This is a genomic window from Bradyrhizobium sp. CCBAU 53340 (genome assembly GCF_015291645.1).
Classification (GTDB): domain Bacteria; phylum Pseudomonadota; class Alphaproteobacteria; order Rhizobiales; family Xanthobacteraceae; genus Bradyrhizobium.
On the sequence record NZ_CP030055.1, the window covers coordinates 1,155,878 to 1,174,674 of the forward strand.

Genomic DNA, 18,797 nt, shown 5'->3' on the forward strand with positions numbered 1-18,797 from the left:
GGCTTATTTTCCCCGCAACTTCTCAATCAGCGGTGAAAGCAAGGACGACTTTTGTTTCTTCGTCTCGCTCCGGCCGGTCAGGCGCTGGGCGATCTGGAGGAACATCTCGATCGACTTATGGTTCGCGGAGATCTCCGCGATCATCTGGCCGTTGTTCGCCGCCGCGCCGAAGATCTGCGGCTCGAACGGGATCGAGACCACGGGCTGGCTCTCGATCGCCTTGGCGAATTCGGCTGCCGCGATCTCCGGCCGCTTGGGGATGCCGACCTGGTTCAGGCAGTACAGCGGCGGGCGGTCATTGGGGCGCGCGGCCTTCAAGAGATCGAACAGGTTCTTGGTGTTGCGCAGATTGGCAAGATCCGGCGCCGCCACGATCAGGATGTCGTCGGCGCCGATCAAGGCGCGCTTGGTCCAGCCCGACCATTGATGCGGGACGTCGAGCACGATGCAGGGCATGGTCGCGCGCAGCGTGTCGAACACCGCATCGAAGGCATCGGTGCCGAAATCATAGACCCGGTCGAGCGTCGCCGGCGCCGCCAGCAGGCTCAGATGATCGGTACATTTCGACAGCAGGCGGTCGATGAAGGCGGTGTCGACGCGATCGGGCGAGAACACGGCGTCCGCGATGCCCTGCGGCGGGTCCTGGTTGTAGTCGAGCCCGGCGGTGCCGAAGGCGAGATCGAGATCGGCGACCACGGCGTCCATCGCGAGGTCCCGCGCAATCGCCCAGGCGACGTTGTGGGAAATGGTGGAGGCGCCGACGCCGCCCTTGGCACCGACCACGGCGATGATTCGGCCGACCGCCTTGGCTTCGGGCGCCGAGAACAGGTTGCAGATCGAGCGCACGACGTCGATCGCGCCGACCGGCGCGAGCACGTAGTCGCTGACGCCGCGGCGCACCAGCTCGCGATAGAGCATGACGTCGTTGATGCGGCCGATCACGATCACCCGGGTACCGGCATCGCAGACGGTGGCGAGTTGGTCGAGCCCGGTCAACAGATCATTGCGGGCGTCGCTCTCGAGCACGATCACATTGGGGGTGGGGGCAGACCGATAGGCCTCGATCGCGGCGGTCATGCCGCCCATCTGGATCTTCAGGTGCGCCTTGCCCAGACGGCGATCCTCGCCGGCCGATTGCACGGCGGCAGCGGTTTCGACGGTCTCGCAGAAGGCCTGGACCGACACGCGCGGCGCGGGCGCAATATGCTCCTCCACCGGCGGCGGGGAGGCCTCCGGCTGCTCTTCCTGAGTCTGGCGCGCGTAGCTGATCATTTGCCGGTGTCGCTGAGTTTGGCCTTGTCGGCCTCGGGATAGGTCGTGGTGGTCGTCATCCCCTTGCGGTATTTCTCGAAGGCGGTCATGCGCCGCGGCGTGTAGGAGGGAGTCTCAGACCGCGGCTGCTCGAGGTCCGACGGATTGTCGACCATGGCCGCCATGTTGCGCTGATAGGAGCAGCCGAAATTGTAGTATTCCTTGTTCTCGAACCAGCTCTTGTTCTTGATCGAGGGGCCGAGATCCTCCGGCCACAGGCCGCAGGGGCCGGCGACCGCGGCGATCCTGGAATAGGTCAGCCGGATCGGCGGCAGGAAGCGCTTGTCTTCCGGCTGGTAGGGGCGGGCGACGATGCCGCGCGGGGGAACGCCCGCGGCCGCCAGCATCGCCTGGATCTCGCGCATCGATTCCGCAACCGGACGCGCATTGGGCGTTCCCGATGGCACGTCGATATGGATGGCGCCGGTGCCCTCGTGCAGCCAGGTCGAGGCCAGACCCATCACGTCGGCGCGCTGGGCGGCGGTGAGGCCGCCGCGAGCGTGGCCGACGAACACGACGATCGAGCGGTTCTGCTCCTCGATCGCGATCGGGTGACGCTGCTTGTAATCGTCCGGAATGGTCGCGGTGGCCACCTCGTCGTGCTGGCAACCGCCGAGCGCGAGCGCGATACCGACAAGCGCACCACCGAGGCCGGCGGCGCGGTAGCGGGTCTGGGGTCGTGTTGTGATCATACTTAAGTCCCCGTTCCGCGTCAGTCGGTGATGAAGCCATAGGTGCCGCGATAGTTCTTTGCCGGCTCTGTCCGGCCCGGCACGCCATAGATGCGGTTGACGTTGCCGATCAGTTGGGCCTGCGGATCCGCAGGCGCCGCGAAGCCGTCATCCGGCCGCGACAGGTCCTTTGGCGCCGCTGCGCGCACGACGTAGGGCGTCACGATCACGACCAACTCGGTCGTGTTGTTGACGAAGTCGCGGCTGCGGAACAGCGTGCCGAGGATCGGCAGCTGCATAAGGCCGGGCAAGCCGCTGATCGCCTGCTTGGTCTGCTCCTGGATCAGGCCGGCCATCGCCATCGCGCCGCCGGAGGGAATTTCCAGCGAGGTCTCGGCGCGGCGGGTCTTGATCGAGGGCACGGTCAGCGAGTTGACCGTGCCTGCGGTCACGGCCTGCGACAACGTGATTGCATTGTCGTTGGACAGCTCCGACACCTCGGTCATCACCCGCAGGCTGATCTTGCCTTCGGTCAGCACCACCGGCGTGAAGTTGAGCGAGATGCCGAACTTCTTGAAGCTGATCTGGGTGGTACAGACGTGGGTCGTCGGATCGCAGGCATAGCCCGCCGGCACCGGGAATTCGCCGCCGGCGATGAACGTCGCCGATTCGCCGGAGATCGCGGTCAGGTTCGGCTCGGCCAGCGTGCGCACCACGCCCGCGGTCTCCATCGCGCGCAGGGTCGCCTGCACCGACGGCGTCGCGCCGAACTTGGTGGTCAGATTGTTGCCGTCGACGAGGTTGCGGCCGAAGGCGGTGAACGGGTTCGAGTTGGTGAAGCTCACCACCGAAGTGCCGTAATTGAGGTTCGCCGACAGATCGATGCCGAGCTGCTTGACGATATTGCGCGCGACTTCCGCGACCGTAACCTTCAGCATGACCTGGTCGCGGCCGCGCACCACGATCGAGTTCACCACCTTGTCGGCGCCGCCGGCAAGGCGGGCGGCGAGATCGTTGGCCTGCTGCGCTTCGACCGGATTGGCCGCCGTGCCGCTCAGGACGACACCGTCGCCGAGGCCGTCGATCTGGATGTCGGAATTGGGCAGGATCTGCTTCAGCGCCGCACGCACGCCATTGAGGTCGCGCTTGACCGCGATGTCATAGGCGGCGATCTGCTGGCCCGCGGAATCGAAGAACACGATGTTGGTCTGACCGACCGAGGCGCCGATGATGTAGGCGCGCTGCGACGAGCGGACCACGGCATTGGCGATCTTGGGATCGGCGACGAGGACGTCCTTGATGTCGCGCGGCAGGTCGATCACGATCGACTTGCCGATGCCGAGCGAAAGGAAACGCGCGTTCATCTGGCCGTCGGCCGCGACCGGCGCCGCGGGACGGTAATCTGCTGCGATCACGGGCGTCAGCGCGGGGTTGAGCGTCAGCGTGAGCGCGGCCGAAAACGACAGGGCGCGAACCACCGTGGTCCGCATCGTCGCCAGATCTGCCCTGCATTTCATGTCGACTGTCCTCATTGTGCCTTCGCCGCCTGACTTTGAACGCCGTAGCGGATGATCGAAACGCCATCGCGCTTCTGCGCGGAATCATCGGGCGTGATCTCGCTCATCTTGACGTCGGCGATGCTACGCAGCGCCAGCGACAGCGTTCCGGCCTGGCGGCCCGAAGACAGCGTCTGGGTCTGTGCGGGATTGAGCTCCAGGGTCACGGTCTTGCCGATCACCGAATTCTGGCCGTCCTTCTCCTTCGGCGCTTGGTCGATCGCCAGCACGCGGACATTGGAGAGGAGAATCTCGGACTTGACGATGTCCGTGGCACCTGGACTCTGGTCCGGGTTCTTGAGGCGGCGCGTGAGGATCACGTCGACGCGGTCGTTCGGCAAGATGAAGCCGCCGGCGCCGGTTTCCGGCGAGATTTCGGTGGAGATGGCGCGCATGCCTGATGGCAGGATCGCGGCCATGAAGCCGGAGCCGTCAGCCTTGACCAGCTTCTGGTCGCGGATCGGCTCACCCTGGATAAAGGGCGCGCGCGCAATCGAGCCGGTGACCTGGGTCGCGCCGTCGGGGCGCTCGCTGCGGCGAATGAAGGTGGCGCTGGCGGTCGCAGTCGGCCAGGTCTGCCACTGCACGTCTTCCGGCTTCACGGTCTGACCGAGACCGATGTCGTTCTTGGCGACCAGAACGTCGGTGGTGGGAAGCTGCGCGACCGGAGCCGCTGGAGGCGGCGCAGAGTCCGAGCTGCTCGCCAGATACGCGGCGATACCGCCGGCGCAGATGGCGACCGCCAGGACGACTATGCGTGCCCTATTCATACGCTTCACTTTCCACAGAACGCCGCGACGCTGCCGCCGCCGTAATCGGCAGTTGACCAGCTATTCGTCAAAGCATGGTTAATGAGGCGTATCTAAATCGGCTTAACGCCGGGTTTATCCGGGGCGTTCAACGCAGTGCGAGGTGAGCGAGGTCGATCGCCTTCACCCATTCGGTCTCGGGGTAGACCAGCAATGCGCCAAGCGCGAGCGCGATGCCGTAGGGAATGCCGGTCTGCTTGTCGTGCAACCGGGCCAGCCAGGCCTGGCCGGCAAGTCCGTAAGGCAACGGCCATTGCCGGAACTGGAGCAGGAGCAGCGTCAAGGCGCCGCCGAACAGCGATGCGTAGAGCAGGAAGTCCATCAATTGGGCGAAGCCGAACCACAGCGCCACGGACGCCGCGACCTTGGCGTCGCCGCCGCCCATCCAGCCCATCGCAAAGCAGGTGAAGGCCACAACGAGAAGCAGCGCCCCGGCGCCGACATGGCTCAACATGTCGTAAGGTGCCATGCCACCGGCAAGGGCGAGCACGAAGAAACCTGCGACCAGCGCCAGCGACACGCGGTTCGAGATCGTCATTGTGAAGAGATCGCTGGCGGCCGCGAATGCCATCAGGGCCGGGAAGAGCAGAAGGCGCGCGAGGTCAAGGATCATGGGCTGCGTCTTTGAGGCCTTAGGTCTGTTGCCGGATCAGGGCGTCGGCGCATGCTAGCAGGCAGTGCTAAACAAACCGAAAATGGCCGCGACGGAACCGGCAATCCGGCCCTACTGGCTCACCACATGCTGGCGATGCGCATCGCGAGCGTGATCATGGCGAGCAGCAGCGCAAGGCAGACCCAATAGGCCGACGCGTCGAGGCGTGCCGTCCCGGCCTCGTTCGCCGCAAGTGCGGCATCGGTCCTGTGCTTACGCAACGTCACTGGAACTCGCACACTGCAGAAAAACAAAGGCCCCGGAGGTCCGGGGCTTTTGCCGTCGTTTGTCGGCCGGCTTACTTCAGCGAGGAGCTGATCGAGCCGAACTTGGTGTTCAGCGTGGTGCCGAGGTTGTTGACGACGGTGATGATGGCCAGCGCGATGCCGGCGGCGATCAGGCCGTATTCGATGGCGGTGGCGCCGGATTCATCCTTGGCGAAACGCGCAATCAGGTTCTTCATGAACTAAACTCCATCTGGTTGAGGTCGCCACGTTCGGCGCTGACTTGACGCCACGACCATGTGAGCCGAGCTCTTTCGGTGGGGTTAATTCGATCGATCAAACCCGCGATCTGCGCGATGGTTTTGGCCAGAGTGAATTTCGCCTTAAGGACGCCCTTCGCAATTCGTTCCAGTTCCGAACGCGCCATCAACTTCACCCTCCCTTAAATTTCACGGAGTAGGCGTAGGTCAGACCAGCAGCCCTGAAGAGAAGCGATGATGTCGAGCCTGCCTGTGCAAGTCGCCCTGATGCTGGGCGAGACCATCGAGAAGGTGGTCCCTGTCACTTTCGTGCTCGCGGTCGTGTTCACGGTGCTCGAGCATTTCTGGGCCTGCAATCCCGGTCCGTCGTGGTGGCGCAAGCGCGAGATCGTGACCGACATCTGCTACTGGTTCTTCGTTCCGGTGTTCGCGCGCACCATGCGGATCGGACTGCTGATCGTGACCGCCGGCATCGTCTTCAACATCCACGATGCCGACGAGCTGATCGCCTTCTACGACAACGGCCACGGTCCGCTGTCGCAACTGCCGCTCTGGGTGCAGGGCATGCTGTTCCTGGTGCTGTCCGACTTCATGCTGTACTGGCTGCACCGGCTGTTTCACGGCGGCGAGTTCTGGAAATATCATGCGATCCATCACTCCTCGGAGGAGATCAGCTGGATCTCGGCGGCCCGCTTCCATCCGGTGAACCTGATGCTCGGTACGATCGGCGTTGACGTCGTGCTGCTGATGGCCGGCATTTCGCCGAATGTGATGATCTGGATCGGTCCGTTCACGACCTTCCACTCGGCTTTCGTGCACGCGAACCTGAACTGGAGCTTCGGGCCGTTCCGATATGTCCTGGCGACGCCGGTGTTCCACCGCTGGCACCACACGTCGCTCGAAGAGGGCGGCGACACCAATTTCGCCGGCACCTTCCCGATCTGGGATGTGCTGTTCGGGACCTTCCGTATGCCGGCAGGAGAACTGCCGCAGGATTACGGCAAGGACGAAGCGACCATGCCAAAGGAATTCCCCGGCCAGCTTGCCTATCCGTTCCGCCACCAGGGCCTCGGGCGATAAAACGCCGGTCCGTTAGAACAATAGCCGGCGAGTTTGCGGAACGTTCACGAATTACAGGCAGGTTAACCGGGTCGGGCGCCGGCTCCGCTTCCTGAACGATTCTGCCGGCTTGTGACGTCCCGGGGTAAGAGTATGCGTAAAGAGTTTCTGCGCCGTCATGCGCGCATCTGCCTGCTAGCTACGGCCGCCATGCTGGCTTCGCCGGCCATTGGCCTTGCCGAGCCCACCGTCGATACCATCGCCGTCAATGTCGACCAGGCCAAGCTCGTAAGGCTGCCCGGCAAGGTGGCGACGATCGTGGTCGGCAATCCGCTGATCGCCGACGTCACGCTTCAGCCCGGCGGGATGATCGTCGTGACCGGCAAAGGCTACGGCGCCACCAACTTCATTGCGCTGGATCGCGGCGGCGAGATCCTGGTCGACCGGCAGATCCAGGTCGAAGGCCCGAGCGACCGGCTGGTCACCGTCTATCGCGGGGTCGAGCGGGAATCCTATAGCTGCATGCCGCTCTGCCAGCGCCGCGTCACGCTCGGCGACAGCGATCAATACTTCAACAACACGATGAGTCAGGCCGGTACGCTGAGCAGCAACGCCAGCGGCAGCGCCAGCGCGACGCCCGCCAAGACGAACTAACAGGACCAACCGAGAGGCCAACGGGCGGGACCATCCGGTCCCGCGCGACATTGTCGTGTGCAGCCGGTTTGCCCGTCCTCCTGCGTCCGCGGGCCTGCGTGGTTAACTCGTTCTTAACGACTCGGCCCGGCCGGTCCGCATTGTCTGAAACACTTAAACAATCAGTTTCCGGTACTGGTCATGACAAAATGATCGTCGCCGCTGGGGAAATTGACGCGATGCCATCGCCTGCGCCTTCGAGGTTCACGCTCCGCACTGCATTGCTGCGGTTTCGCGCAAATCGCCGCGGATCCGCGGCGGTCGAGTTCGCGCTGGTCGCGCCGATCTTCTTCGCACTGTTGTTTGCCATCATCGAGACGGCGCTGGTGTTCTTCTCGGGTCAGGTGCTCGAGACCATCACGCAGAATTCCGCGCGCGTGGTGCTGACCGGCCAGGCACAGTCGGGTTCGGTGGTCGCCTGCGCGGTGGGCGGCGCGGCCACGCCTTGCACACAAGCGACGTTCAAGAGCTACGTCTGCAGCCAGATCCCGGCCCTGTTTGACTGCAACAGCCTGTACGTCGACGTCACCAGTTTCTCGTCCTTCTCGGCGGTGACGCTGCCCACCCATCTCGATGCAGCCTGCAACTTCGACACCAACATGAGCTACAACGCCGGCAACGCCGGCGACATCGTCGTGGTCCGGCTGTTCTACCAATGGCCGCTGTTCGTGACCGGGCTCGGCTACAACATCGGCTGCGGCAGCACCAACAAGCGGCTGCTGGTGGCCACGGCCGCATTCAAGAACGAGCCTTATTGAGGCCAACGGATCGGGCGGAGCGATGCGGAAGATTGCGAAATTCTGGCGGGCGAGCCGTCTCGCAGCGTATGAATTCCTGGCCGATGGCAGGGGGCTCGCGGCGACCGAGTTCGCGGTGATCGTGCCGATGATGCTGGTGATGTTCTTCGGCACGGTCGAGTTCTCTTCGGCGGTCGCGATCGATCGCAAGGTGACGCTGATGGCGCGGACGCTGTCGGACCTGACCTCGCAGTCGACGTCGGTCGCCGACACCGACATGACCAATTTCTTCGCGGCCTCGACCGCGATCATGACGCCTTATTCCGCCACGCCGGTGCTGGCGACGATCTCCGAACTCTATGTGGATTCGACCCAGACGGCGCATGTTCAGTGGAGCAAGGGGGCGGCGCCGCGGGCCCAGGCGTCGACGGTCTCGATTCCCACGACGCTCGCCATCGCCGGTACCTATCTGATCTTCAGCGAGGTCAGCTACGCCTACACGCCTTCGGTCGGCTACGTGCTCAAGAACTCGATCACGCTGAGCGACGTCGCCTATACCCGCCCGCGCCAATCGTCCTGCGTCTATTACAGCCCGGCCACAGCCTGCACGACCTACTGAGCGGGTCCGCGCTTCAGGCATGAAAAAAGGCCGTGCATCCGCACGGCCTTTTCCGTTGTTCGGTACGCTCGCACTGATCCGTGTGCGCGCCGGTGAGGCGCGCGCCGGATATCAGCCTGCGTCGCGGAGGTTGTCGGCAGCCGACTTGCCGGACCGGCGATCGGCGACGATCTCGTAGGAGATCTTCTGGCCTTCGCGCAGCGAGCCGAGGCCGGCACGCTCGACGGCGCTGATGTGAACGAACACGTCCTTGCCGCCGTCATCGGGCTGGATGAAGCCATAGCCCTTGGTCGCGTTAAACCACTTCACGGTTCCCATGCTCACGGGGGTAGTCCCTTCTCAGATACACAATGTAAGAGCCCGCTTGCGCAGGCCGGTTAGATCGAATTTTTGGAAGGGTCGTCAGCGTGTCTGAACCGGCTGTACCGGTGGATGCTAATGTCGTCCGGCCGAAAATCGATGGACCGATTTTATTGGAAATAAGGCACCAAAACAATCCTGACGCGCACGATTTTTTGATCCGCCGTGATATCCACGGCGGATCAGCATACAGGTCAGCATTTTATTGCCGCGCTTGCGCGCGGGCGAGCCGTTAACGGCGACGGAACTGGCCACCGCGCTGTCCGGGACGCGGCGGTCCACCCGCCGCGCTGGGACGTTCGTCCTTGTGGCGGAAAATCAGCCGGCCCTTTTCGAGGTCGTAGGGCGACATTTCCACCGTCACGCGATCTCCCGCCAGCGTCTTGATGCGGTTCTTCTTCATCTTGCCGGCGGTGTAGGCGACGATCTCGTGCCCGGCGTCGAGCTGCACGCGGTAGCGCGCGTCGGGGAGGATTTCGGTGACCAGTCCTTCGAACTGGATCAGCTCTTCCTTAGCCATGAATTTCTCCAGGTCGTGGACGGCTAGTGCGAATGGGGTTTGCGGTTCGGGTGGCCGTTCGGCCGACTCTCACGGCGCAAAAAGGCCACGCCTTGTATCCCATCAGGCGCTCCCGCGCTATGCGCGGAACGCTGTTCCGGGCGGTCGTTTGCCGATGAGTGCATCTTACCACCGGCGCGGCGGCGGCGAGAGCCCTTCGAGCCGTTGCCGGGCCGCCCGTCCACATGCCTTCCGTCTGCATGTCTGGGGTCGCCGTGGCGGCCTTCGCCCTGCTTGCCGGCGCTGTGGTGGCGTCCGTCGCCATGACGTTCATCGCCGCGCCGTCCGTCACCGTGCCGTGCGCCCTGCGGGCGTTGGCCAGGACGGCCGCCCGGCCGGCCCTGCCGTTGCTGCGGCGGGGGAGCGCCCGCATCGCGGCGGCCGGCATCGGTGCGCAGATCCTCGCGCGGCAGCGCCACGCGGATCAGTTTCTCGATGTCGCGGAGATAGCTGAGTTCCTCTCCGCCGGCGACCAGCGAGATCGCGGTGCCGTCTGCGCCGGCGCGCGCGGTGCGGCCGATGCGATGCACATAGGTCTCGGGCACGTTGGGCAGGTCGAAATTGATGACGTGGGTGATGCCGTCGACATCGATGCCGCGGGCGGCGATGTCGGTGGCGACCAGGGTGCGGATCTCGCCGGAGCGGAACTGCGCCAGCGTCCGCTCGCGATGGTTCTGCGACTTGTTGCCGTGGATGGCGCTGGCGGGGATGCCGGCGCGCTCGAGCGTCTTCACCACCTTGTCGGCACCATGCTTGGTACGGGTGAAAACAAGGGCCCGGTTGATCGGCTCGTCCTTCAGGAGCTTGGTCAGGAAGGCGGGCTTGGCCGTGAAGTCGACCTGGATGATGCGCTGGTTGATGCGCTCGGCGGTCGAGGACACCGGGGTCACCGCCACGCGGGCGGGATCACGCAGCATCGAATCCGCGAGCTCGGCGATGTCCTTGGGCATGGTGGCCGAGAAGAACAGCGTCTGCCGCTTGATCGGGAGTTTCGCGACGATTTTGCGGATGTCGTTGATGAAGCCCATGTCAAGCATGCGGTCGGCCTCGTCGAGCACGAGGAATTCGACGCTGGAAAGCTTCAATCCGTTGCTCTGCACGAGGTCGAGCAGGCGGCCGGGGGTGGCGACCAGCACGTCGACGCCCTGCATCAGGGCGCGGACCTGGCGTCCCATCGGCACGCCGCCGATGGCGAGCGTCGAGGACAGGCGGATGTGGCGGCCATAGGCATTGAAGCTGTCGAGGATCTGTCCCGACAGTTCGCGGGTCGGCGACAGCACCAGGACGCGGGCGGTCTTGGGCTGAGGCTTGACGCGGTTCTCGAGCAACCGATGCAGGATCGGCAGGGCGAAGGATGCGGTCTTGCCGGTGCCGGTCTGGGCGATGCCGACGACGTCGCGGCCGGTCAGCGCGGTGGGAATCGTCTGGGCCTGGATGGGGGTGGGGGTGACGTAATTCTCTTCGGCAAGAGCACGTGCGATGGGTTCGGCGAGGCCGAAGTCCTGAAACGAAGTCAAAAGATGGGTTCTTTCCATGTCAAATGCGGGCGGCCGACGCAGACGGCGTGGCGCGCGCAAAAGGGTGTCGAGAAGACACCTGCGTGTTTGGGGTGTCGGATGGCTTGGGAGATATGGGGCAAGCCAGAGGCCCGTACGGGCTTAAGAACACGCGGCTCGCAACGACCGCTCGATTCGCAAGCGATCTCGTCACTCATATGGAACATTGACGGGGCGCTTTCAAGGCGGGCGTTTCACCGGGGGTCGATTGCGGTAGAAAAATAGTTATGCCGGAAATTTAGACAGTGGCGACATTTTGCTCATAAAATGAGCTGTCTGCTGAACAAGCATACATTTTTATTGCCTGAATTTTGGGCGAGCGATCTGCGGCAATACTTCGATTGAGACGAGATCACCTAGATTTATCAATCGCTTGGCGGGTGCTCAGCCCATGGCATGGTTCTTGCGATTCCGTTAATCGCAGGCGGCCGTGGGGCCGTTTCGCAGCGTCTTTTCACGTCTGCGTCAGGGAGATGATACATCCATGCCTACCAAACCCATTCACGACATAGCGGCGTCATTCAGCCGCCGCGGCGTGCTCGCCGCGACCGCCGGACTGATGCTCGGTCTGGCATCCATTTCCGGCGCCAAGGCCGCGGACGACACCATCAAGGTCGGCGTCCTGCACTCCCTCTCCGGCACCATGGCCATCAGCGAAACCACGCTGAAGGACACCATCCTTTTCCTGATCGACGAGCAGAACAAGAAGGGCGGCGTGCTCGGCAAGAAGCTCGAGGCTGTCGTCGTCGATCCCGCCTCGAACTGGCCGCTGTTCGCCGAGAAGGCGCGCGAGCTGATCACCAAGGACAAGGTCTCGGTCGTGTTCGGCTGCTGGACCTCGGTGTCGCGCAAGTCGGTGCTCCCGGTGTTCAAGGAGCTCAACAACATCCTGTTCTACCCCGTGCAGTACGAGGGTGAGGAATCCGAGCGCAACGTGTTCTACACCGGCGCCGCGCCGAACCAGCAGGCGATCCCGGCCGTCGACTATCTCATGAAGGAAGAGAAGGTGAAGCGCTGGGTGCTCGCGGGCACCGACTACGTCTATCCGCGCACCACCAACAAGATCCTGGAAGCCTATTTGAAGTCGAAGGGTGTCGCCCAGGAAGACATCATGATCAACTACACGCCGTTCGGTCACTCCGATTGGCAGACGATCGTGGCCGACATCAAGAAGTTCGGCTCGGCCGGCAAGAAGACCGCGGTGGTCTCGACCATCAACGGCGACGCCAACGTTCCCTTCTACAAGGAGCTCGGCAACCAGGGCATCAAGGCCAAGGACATCCCGGTGGTCGCGTTCTCGGTGGGTGAGGAAGAACTCGCCGGCATCGACACCAAGCCGCTGGTCGGCCATCTCGCCGCCTGGAACTACTTCGAGTCGATCAAGACCCCGGCGAACGAGAAGTTCATCAAGGACTGGCAGGCCTACACCAAGAACCCGAAGCGAACGACCAACGACCCGATGGAAGCCCACGTGATCGGCTTCAACATGTGGATCAAGGCCGTCGAGAAGGTGAAGTCGACCGATCCGGACAAGGTGATCGACGCGCTTCCCGGCATCGAGGCGCCGAACCTGACCGGTGGCGTGTCGAAGATGCTGCCGAACCACCACATCACCAAGCCGGTGTTCATCGGCGAGATCAAGGGCAACGGCCAGTTCGACGTGGTCTGGAAGACCCCGGGCCTCGTGGCGGGCGACGCCTGGTCGAAGGAGCTCGAGGGCTCCAAGGACCTGATCGGCGACTGGGTCGGCAAGAAGTGCGGCAACTTCAACACCAAGACCAACAAGTGCCTCGGCTCCGGCTCCTGAACCGGATCTGACATTCGACTGCACGACGGGAGAAGACGGCTATTCCGCCGTCTTCTCCCCACTTCTGCCGGGGTGATCCAAAGTGCCAACCAATCTATCCGCTCGTCTCTGTAGCTTTGTCCTTTCGCTGTTCCTGATCGCGTTCGCGCTGCCGGCCTTTGCCGGTCCGTTTGAAGATGCGGTCGCCAAATTCGCCAACGACGATTACTCCGATACGGAAGAAGCGATCGGCGTGGTCGCAAGCAGCGGCAACAAGCTCGCTTTCCCGATCATCAACGCGCTCCAGGACGGCCGCCTGATGGCCGATCCCGACAGCAAGAAGGTTTACGTCACCGGGACCGACGGCAAGTCGATCGATGCCGCGACCGGCGAGGCTGTCGCCAGCGTGCCTGACAGCGCCAGCGCCGTTCGACTCAACAACCGCCTGCGCCGCAGCGTCGATGCCGCGCTCGGCAGCCTGACGCTGCAGTCGCCGGATCTCGGCGCGCGGCTCCAGGCCGCTCAATCCGTCTTCAAGTCGCATGAGGAGACCGCGCTCGAGGCGGTCGAAAGCGCGCTCGCCAAGGAAACCAATAGATCGGCCAAGACCGCGCTCGGAGAAGCGCGCGCGGCGATCCTGCTGTTCAAGTCCGACGCCACCGAGGTGCAGAAGCTCGAGGCTGTCGCCACCATCAAGGCGCGCGGCGACCAGGAGGCGCTGGCGCTGCTCTCCGACATCGGCACCGACCAGCCGGCGTCCGTTGCGAAGGCCGCGACCAGCGCGATCGGCTCGATCCAGAACACGCTGGCGGTCTGGTCCACGGTGCAGAATGCCTGGTACGGCCTGTCGCTCGGCTCGGTGCTGCTGCTCGCGGCGATCGGCCTTGCCATCACCTTCGGCGTGATGGGCGTCATCAACATGGCCCATGGCGAGATGGTGATGATCGGGGCCTACACCACCTTCGTGGTGCAGGAGGTGATCCGCACCCGCTACCCCGCCCTGTTCGACTATTCGCTGCTGATCGCCGTGCCGCTGGCCTTTCTCGTCGCCGGCGCGATCGGCGTGTTGATCGAGCGCAGCATCATCCGCTTCCTCTACGGCCGGCCGCTGGAGACGCTGCTCGCGACCTGGGGCCTGTCGCTGGTGCTGCAGCAGGCGGTCCGCACCATGTTCGGCCCGACCAACCGCGAGGTCGGCAACCCCTCCTGGATGAGCGGTGCGTTCGAGCTCGGCCAGATCACCATCACCTATAACCGGCTCTGGATCCTCTGCTTCACGCTGGCGGTGTTCGTGATCCTGCTCGCGATGCTGCGCTACACCGCCCTTGGCCTCGAGATGCGCGCCGTGACGCAGAACCGCCGCATGGCGGCCTCGATGGGCATCGCCACCTCGCGCGTCGATGCGCTCACCTTCGGGCTCGGCTCGGGCATTGCCGGCATCGCCGGCGTGGCGCTGTCGCAGATCGACAATGTCAGTCCCAACCTCGGCCAGAGCTACATCATCGACAGCTTTATGGTCGTGGTGTTCGGCGGCGTGGGCAATCTATGGGGGACCCTCGTCGGCGCCTTCACGCTCGGCATCGCCAACAAGTTCCTGGAGCCGGTCGCCGGCGCCGTGCTCGGCAAGATCGCGATCCTGGTCCTGATCATCCTGTTCATTCAAAAGCGGCCGCGCGGACTGTTCGCGCTCAAGGGCCGTGCGGTGGAAGCATGACCCCTCACATGCTGACGCGATCGCTGGACCGCGGCGCGGCGATCTTCCTGATGATCGTCGCGGCCTGCGGCATCCTCATCCCGCTCTCCAACCTGCTGCTGCCGGCGGGCTCGTTCCTGCAGGTGCCGACCTATCTGGTCGCGCTCTGGGGCAAATATGTCTGCTACGCCATCCTCGCGCTGTCGATCGACCTGATCTGGGGCTATTGCGGCATCCTCTCGCTCGGCCACGGCGCCTTCTTCGCGCTCGGCGGCTACGCCATGGGCATGTACCTGATGCGGCAGATCGGCTCCCGCGGTGTCTACGGCAATCCCATCCTGCCCGACTTCATGGTGTTCCTGAACTACTCGAAGCTGCCCTGGACCTGGTACGGCTTCGACATGTTCTGGTTCGCCGCGCTGATGGTGCTGCTCGTGCCGGGCCTGCTCGCGTTCTGCTTCGGCTGGCTCGCCTTCCGCTCCCGTGTCACCGGCGTGTATCTGTCGATCATTACCCAAGCGATGACCTATGCGCTGCTGCTCGCTTTCTTCCGCAACGACTTTGGATTTGGCGGCAACAATGGCCTCACCGACTTCAAGGATATCCTGGGCTTCAACGTCCAGGCCGAAGGCACCCGCGCCGCGCTGTTCGCGCTGAGCTGCCTGGCGCTGATCTTCAGCTTCCTGATCTGCCGCGCGGTCGTGTCTTCCAAGCTCGGCAAGGTGTTGATCGCGATCCGCGATGCGGAATCGCGCAGCCGCTTCCTCGGCTACCGCGTCGAATCCTACAAGCTGTTCGTGTTCACGCTGTCGGCCTGTATGGCGGGCGTTGCCGGCGCGCTCTATGTGCCGCAGGTCGGCATCATCAACCCATCCGAATTCGCGCCGGGCAATTCGATCGAAGCGGTGATCTGGGTCGCGGTCGGCGGTCGCGGCACGCTGATCGGTGCGGCGCTCGGTGCCATCGTCGTCAACTACGCCAAGACCTTCTTCACCTCGGGCGTGCTGGCACCGTACTGGCTGTTCATGCTGGGCGCGCTGTTCATCCTGGTGACGCTGCTGCTGCCGAAAGGCATCGTCGGCACCTTCAATGCCTGGCGGGAACAGTCGAAAGAGAAGCGCTCTGCTTCAGCCACCGCAAGTGCAGCGGCCGAAGACGGTGTCACCCAACCCAAGATGGCGGAGGAGCGGTCATGAACGTCATGGATACCCGTGCGACCTCCGCGATGCTCTATCTCGACGGCGTGCACGTCTCGTTCGATGGCTTCCATGCCATCAACAATCTGTCGCTGACGCTCGCGCCCGGCGAGATGCGCGCGATCATCGGCCCGAACGGCGCCGGCAAGACCACGATGATGGACATCATCACCGGCAAGACCAAGCCGGATGAAGGCGCCGTGCTGTTCGACGGCGTCACCGACCTGACGCGGCTCGACGAGACCCGCATCGCCGAGCTCGGCATCGGCCGCAAATTCCAGAAGCCGACGGTGTTCGAGAGCCAGACCGTGCAGGACAATCTCCTGCTCGCGCTCAATGTCGATCACTCGGTCCGCGGCACGCTGTTCTGGCGCGGCAGCAGGGCGGAGTCCGAGCGCATCGACAAGGTGCTGGAGACGATCCGTCTCACCGACGCCCGCAACCGCCTCGCGGGCAGCCTCAGCCACGGCCAGAAGCAATGGCTCGAGATCGGCATGCTGCTGGCGCAGGATCCGAAACTGCTTCTCGTTGACGAGCCCGTCGCCGGCATGACCGACGTCGAGACGCATCTCACCGCCGAGCTGCTGAAAGAGATCAACAAGACCCATACGGTCATGGTGGTCGAGCACGACATGACGTTCGTGCGCGAGCTCGGGGTCAAGGTCACCTGCCTGCATGAAGGCACCGTGCTCGCCGAGGGAACCATCGACCAGGTCTCGTCCAACGAGCGGGTCATCGAAGTCTATCTGGGACGCTGAGCGATGCTTGAGGTCAAGGACATCAATCTGTTCTACGGCGCGGCGCAGGCACTGCGCGGCGTCTCGATCGCGGCCGAGCCGGGCAAGGTGACCTGCGTGCTCGGGCGCAACGGCGTCGGCAAGACCTCGCTCTTGCGTGCCATGGTCGGGCAATATCCGATCTCCTCGGGCGCAATCGTGTTCGACGGCAGCGACATCACCGGCCTCAAGCCCTATGAGCGGGCGCGCAAGGGCATCGGCTTCGTGCCGCAGGGCCGCGAGATATTCCCGCTTCTCACTGTCGAGGAAAACCTCAAGACCGGCTTCGGCCCGCTCAAGCGCCAGGACAAGAACATTCCGGACGACGTGTTCTCGTTGTTTCCGGTGCTGCAATCCATGCTCGGCCGGCGCGGCGGCGATCTCTCCGGCGGCCAGCAGCAGCAGCTCGCGATCGGGCGTGCGCTGGTGATGCGGCCGAAGCTGCTGCTGCTCGACGAGCCGACCGAAGGCATCCAGCCTTCGATCATCAAGGACATCGGACGGGCCATCTCCTACTTGCGCAACCTCGGCAACATCGCCATCGTGCTGGTCGAACAATATCTCGACTTTGCCTGCGAACTCGGCGACAGCTTTGCGGTGATGGATCGCGGGGCGGTGAAGTTCACCTGCGACCGCTCCAATCTCGACCCAAGCGAGATCAGCCGCCAGATGGCGCTGTAAGCCGGGACATTGTAGGCTTGTGAAATCCTGCCGCGGCCGGCTAGGGGAGACGGATGCGCAGCGACGCCCAGGTGACTTCCTTGGCAACATCTTCGGTGTTCGAAGCCAATCGCGCGCGCGGCGCCGTCAGCTTCGACGTGCACGCCCGTGATGGTGTGACGCGACGGGGCGCCTTGCATGAATCCGGCTCGCTCCGTGTGCGCTTTCCCTCGCCGGAGGATGATGGCCTGTCCGGCGTGTTCGTCAACACGGCCGGAGGCGTTGCCGGCGGCGATCGTTTCGACATCGAGATCTCGGCCGCGGGCGCTGCGCGTTTGACGCTGACCACGGCTGCTGCCGAAAAGGTCTACCGCGCGCCGGGAGCGGCGGCGCAGCTCAATATTTCCTTGAAGGCCGCTGCCGGCGCGCATTTGTCCTGGCTGCCTCAGGAGACGATCCTGTTCGATCGCGCGCGGGTGCATCGCCGCTTCGACATCGAGCTGGATGAGGCCGCCTCGCTGCTGTTGTGCGAGATCGTCGTATTCGGCCGCACGGCCATGGGCGAGCGTGTGGAGCAGGGCGAATTCGTCGACCGCTGGCGGCTGCGTCGTGGCGGCCGGCTCGTCTTTGCCGAGACCGTCCGGCTCGATGGCCATATCGGCGCAAAACTGGCGCGGCCGGCGGCCGCCAAGGGCGGGGCCGCGATCGGCACGGCGCTGATCGTGCCTGGTGACGAGGTGTTGGTCGAGCGCATCCGTGAGGCATCGGAATCTTTCGCCGGCGAGGTCGGGATTTCAGCCTGGAACGGCTTTGCAATGGCGCGGTTCTGTGCCCAAGATGCGGCACGTTTGCGTGCCGACATGATGGCCGTGCTGGCGCGCACCGGCGCCGCGCTGCCCCGGCTGTGGCTGAACTGATCGATTGATTGACGTGTTGAACGGAAGAGATTTCGTATGAACCTGTCTCCCCGCGAAAAGGACAAGCTTCTGATCTCGATGGCGGCCATCGTGGCCCGTCGCAGGCTGGACCGCGGTGTCAAGCTCAACCATCCCGAGGCGGTCGCGATCATCTCCGACTTCATCCTCGAGGGCGCGCGTGACGGCCGTACCGTCGCCGAGCTGATGCAATCGGGCGCGCAGGTGCTCACCCGCGACCAGGTGATGCCCGGCATCCCCGAGATGATCCACGACATCCAGGTCGAGGCGACGTTTCCCGACGGCACCAAGCTCGTCACCGTGCACGAACCGATCCGATAGGAGAGCGACATGATTCCCGGCGAACTCTTCATCCAGGACGGCGAGATCGAGCTCAATGCCGGCCGCAAGACCGTGACGCTGACGGTCGCCAACACCGGCGACCGCCCGATCCAGGTCGGCTCGCACTATCATTTCTTCGAGACCAACCCGGCGCTGAAATTCGACCGCAAGAAGTCCCGCGGCATGCGCCTCGACATCGCCGCCGGCACCGCGGTCCGCTTCGAGCCCGGCCAGACCCGCGACGTGCAGCTCGTCGCGCTCGCGGGCAAGAAGACCATCTACGGTTTTCGTGGCGACGTAATGGGGAAGCTGTGATCCTTCAGGAACGAAGCATGCGACGGCATGGTTGAGAGCGAAATGGAGG

At 64.0% G+C, this 18,797-nt stretch carries 23 protein-coding genes; 12 read left to right on the forward strand and 11 right to left on the reverse strand.

Features of this window, described 5'->3' with window-relative positions; translation table 11 throughout:
- Window positions 1-3 precede the first annotated feature (3 nt).
- The 8 genes from XH89_RS05355 to XH89_RS05390 form a co-directional block, all read right to left on the reverse strand.
- Window positions 4-1,272 carry an AAA family ATPase gene (locus XH89_RS05355; protein WP_194466076.1) on the reverse strand — a complete coding sequence of 423 codons (1,269 nt, stop codon included), beginning with the start codon at window positions 1,270-1,272 and terminating at the stop codon, window positions 4-6.
- Window positions 1,269-2,003 (reverse strand): CpaD family pilus assembly protein, encoded by a 735-nt coding sequence (locus tag XH89_RS05360; RefSeq protein WP_194466078.1) that lies wholly within the window; start codon window positions 2,001-2,003, stop codon window positions 1,269-1,271. Before XH89_RS05360 ends, XH89_RS05355 begins: the two co-directional genes overlap by 4 nt.
- Window positions 2,004-2,023: 20 nt before the next feature.
- The gene (locus tag XH89_RS05365; RefSeq protein ID WP_194466079.1) at window positions 2,024-3,499 is read right to left on the reverse strand and encodes a type II and III secretion system protein family protein; all 1,476 of its coding nucleotides are present in this window, start codon (window positions 3,497-3,499) and stop codon (window positions 2,024-2,026) included.
- An 11-nt stretch (window positions 3,500-3,510) separates the two neighbouring features.
- A complete protein-coding gene (gene cpaB, locus XH89_RS05370) occupies window positions 3,511-4,308 on the reverse strand; it encodes a Flp pilus assembly protein CpaB (protein WP_194466081.1) in 798 nt (265 codons plus the stop codon).
- A 127-nt stretch (window positions 4,309-4,435) separates the two neighbouring features.
- Window positions 4,436-4,960 carry a prepilin peptidase gene (locus XH89_RS05375; protein ID WP_194466083.1) on the reverse strand — a complete coding sequence of 175 codons (525 nt, stop codon included), beginning with the start codon at window positions 4,958-4,960 and terminating at the stop codon, window positions 4,436-4,438.
- Between the two features lie 119 nt (window positions 4,961-5,079).
- Window positions 5,080-5,226 carry a hypothetical protein gene (locus tag XH89_RS05380; protein ID WP_194466084.1) on the reverse strand — a complete coding sequence of 49 codons (147 nt, stop codon included), beginning with the start codon at window positions 5,224-5,226 and terminating at the stop codon, window positions 5,080-5,082.
- Between the two features lie 71 nt (window positions 5,227-5,297).
- A complete protein-coding gene (locus tag XH89_RS05385) occupies window positions 5,298-5,462 on the reverse strand; it encodes a Flp family type IVb pilin (RefSeq protein ID WP_079851750.1) in 165 nt (54 codons plus the stop codon).
- Entirely contained in the window at window positions 5,459-5,650 is a 192-nt protein-coding gene (locus XH89_RS05390; protein ID WP_194466085.1) for a hypothetical protein, read from the reverse strand. The genes XH89_RS05385 and XH89_RS05390 overlap by 4 nt, the downstream gene beginning before the upstream one ends.
- A 70-nt stretch (window positions 5,651-5,720) precedes the next feature.
- Between XH89_RS05390 and XH89_RS05395 the strand changes: the two genes are divergently transcribed.
- The 4 genes from XH89_RS05395 (at window position 5,721) to XH89_RS05410 (ending at window position 8,591) form a co-directional block, all read left to right on the forward strand.
- Window positions 5,721-6,563, forward strand: a complete 843-nt coding sequence (locus tag XH89_RS05395; RefSeq protein WP_194466086.1) for a sterol desaturase family protein — start codon at window positions 5,721-5,723, stop codon at window positions 6,561-6,563.
- 132 nt (window positions 6,564-6,695) lie between these two features.
- Window positions 6,696-7,196: a pilus assembly protein N-terminal domain-containing protein gene (locus XH89_RS05400; protein ID WP_194466087.1), complete on the forward strand. Its 501-nt coding sequence runs from the start codon at window positions 6,696-6,698 to the stop codon at window positions 7,194-7,196.
- Between the two features lie 218 nt (window positions 7,197-7,414).
- A complete protein-coding gene (locus tag XH89_RS05405; protein ID WP_194466088.1) occupies window positions 7,415-7,993 on the forward strand; it encodes a TadE/TadG family type IV pilus assembly protein in 579 nt (192 codons plus the stop codon).
- Between the two features lie 22 nt (window positions 7,994-8,015).
- Entirely contained in the window at window positions 8,016-8,591 is a 576-nt protein-coding gene (locus XH89_RS05410; protein WP_194466089.1) for a TadE/TadG family type IV pilus assembly protein, read from the forward strand.
- 111 nt (window positions 8,592-8,702) lie between these two features.
- Here the strand turns inward: XH89_RS05410 and XH89_RS05415 are convergent, their stop codons facing one another.
- The 3 genes from XH89_RS05415 to XH89_RS05425 all read right to left on the reverse strand — a co-directional run bounded on the left by XH89_RS05415 (window position 8,703) and on the right by XH89_RS05425 (window position 11,045).
- Window positions 8,703-8,915, reverse strand: a complete 213-nt coding sequence (locus XH89_RS05415; protein ID WP_188101588.1) for a cold-shock protein — start codon at window positions 8,913-8,915, stop codon at window positions 8,703-8,705.
- Window positions 8,916-9,183: 268 nt separating this feature from the next.
- On the reverse strand, window positions 9,184-9,471 hold the full coding sequence (gene infA / locus XH89_RS05420; RefSeq protein WP_092292310.1) for a translation initiation factor IF-1: 288 nt from the start codon (window positions 9,469-9,471) through the stop codon (window positions 9,184-9,186).
- A 23-nt stretch (window positions 9,472-9,494) separates the two neighbouring features.
- Window positions 9,495-11,045: a DEAD/DEAH box helicase gene (locus tag XH89_RS05425; RefSeq protein WP_194466090.1), complete on the reverse strand. Its 1,551-nt coding sequence runs from the start codon at window positions 11,043-11,045 to the stop codon at window positions 9,495-9,497.
- A 505-nt stretch (window positions 11,046-11,550) separates the two neighbouring features.
- On the opposite strand from XH89_RS05425, the gene urtA reads away from it, so the two are divergent.
- From urtA to XH89_RS05465, 8 genes are all read left to right on the forward strand, one after another.
- Window positions 11,551-12,873, forward strand: a complete 1,323-nt coding sequence (gene urtA, locus XH89_RS05430) for an urea ABC transporter substrate-binding protein (protein WP_194466091.1) — start codon at window positions 11,551-11,553, stop codon at window positions 12,871-12,873.
- A gap of 82 nt (window positions 12,874-12,955) precedes the next feature.
- Window positions 12,956-14,566 (forward strand): urea ABC transporter permease subunit UrtB, encoded by a 1,611-nt coding sequence (gene urtB / locus XH89_RS05435; RefSeq protein WP_194466092.1) that lies wholly within the window; start codon window positions 12,956-12,958, stop codon window positions 14,564-14,566.
- Window positions 14,563-15,741, forward strand: a complete 1,179-nt coding sequence (urtC, locus tag XH89_RS05440; RefSeq protein ID WP_194466093.1) for an urea ABC transporter permease subunit UrtC — start codon at window positions 14,563-14,565, stop codon at window positions 15,739-15,741. Before urtB ends, urtC begins: the two co-directional genes overlap by 4 nt.
- Window positions 15,738-16,499, forward strand: coding sequence for an urea ABC transporter ATP-binding protein UrtD (gene urtD / locus XH89_RS05445; protein WP_194466094.1), 762 nt, complete (start codon window positions 15,738-15,740; stop codon window positions 16,497-16,499). Before urtC ends, urtD begins: the two co-directional genes overlap by 4 nt.
- A 3-nt stretch (window positions 16,500-16,502) precedes the next feature.
- Window positions 16,503-17,198 (forward strand): urea ABC transporter ATP-binding subunit UrtE, encoded by a 696-nt coding sequence (gene urtE / locus XH89_RS05450; protein ID WP_188101576.1) that lies wholly within the window; start codon window positions 16,503-16,505, stop codon window positions 17,196-17,198.
- 53 nt (window positions 17,199-17,251) lie between these two features.
- Window positions 17,252-18,094 (forward strand): urease accessory protein UreD, encoded by an 843-nt coding sequence (locus XH89_RS05455; protein WP_194466095.1) that lies wholly within the window; start codon window positions 17,252-17,254, stop codon window positions 18,092-18,094.
- Between the two features lie 36 nt (window positions 18,095-18,130).
- Entirely contained in the window at window positions 18,131-18,433 is a 303-nt protein-coding gene (locus XH89_RS05460; RefSeq protein WP_027553946.1) for an urease subunit gamma, read from the forward strand.
- Between the two features lie 9 nt (window positions 18,434-18,442).
- Window positions 18,443-18,748 (forward strand): urease subunit beta, encoded by a 306-nt coding sequence (locus XH89_RS05465; protein ID WP_092227079.1) that lies wholly within the window; start codon window positions 18,443-18,445, stop codon window positions 18,746-18,748.
- The last annotated feature ends 49 nt before the right edge of the window (window positions 18,749-18,797 follow it).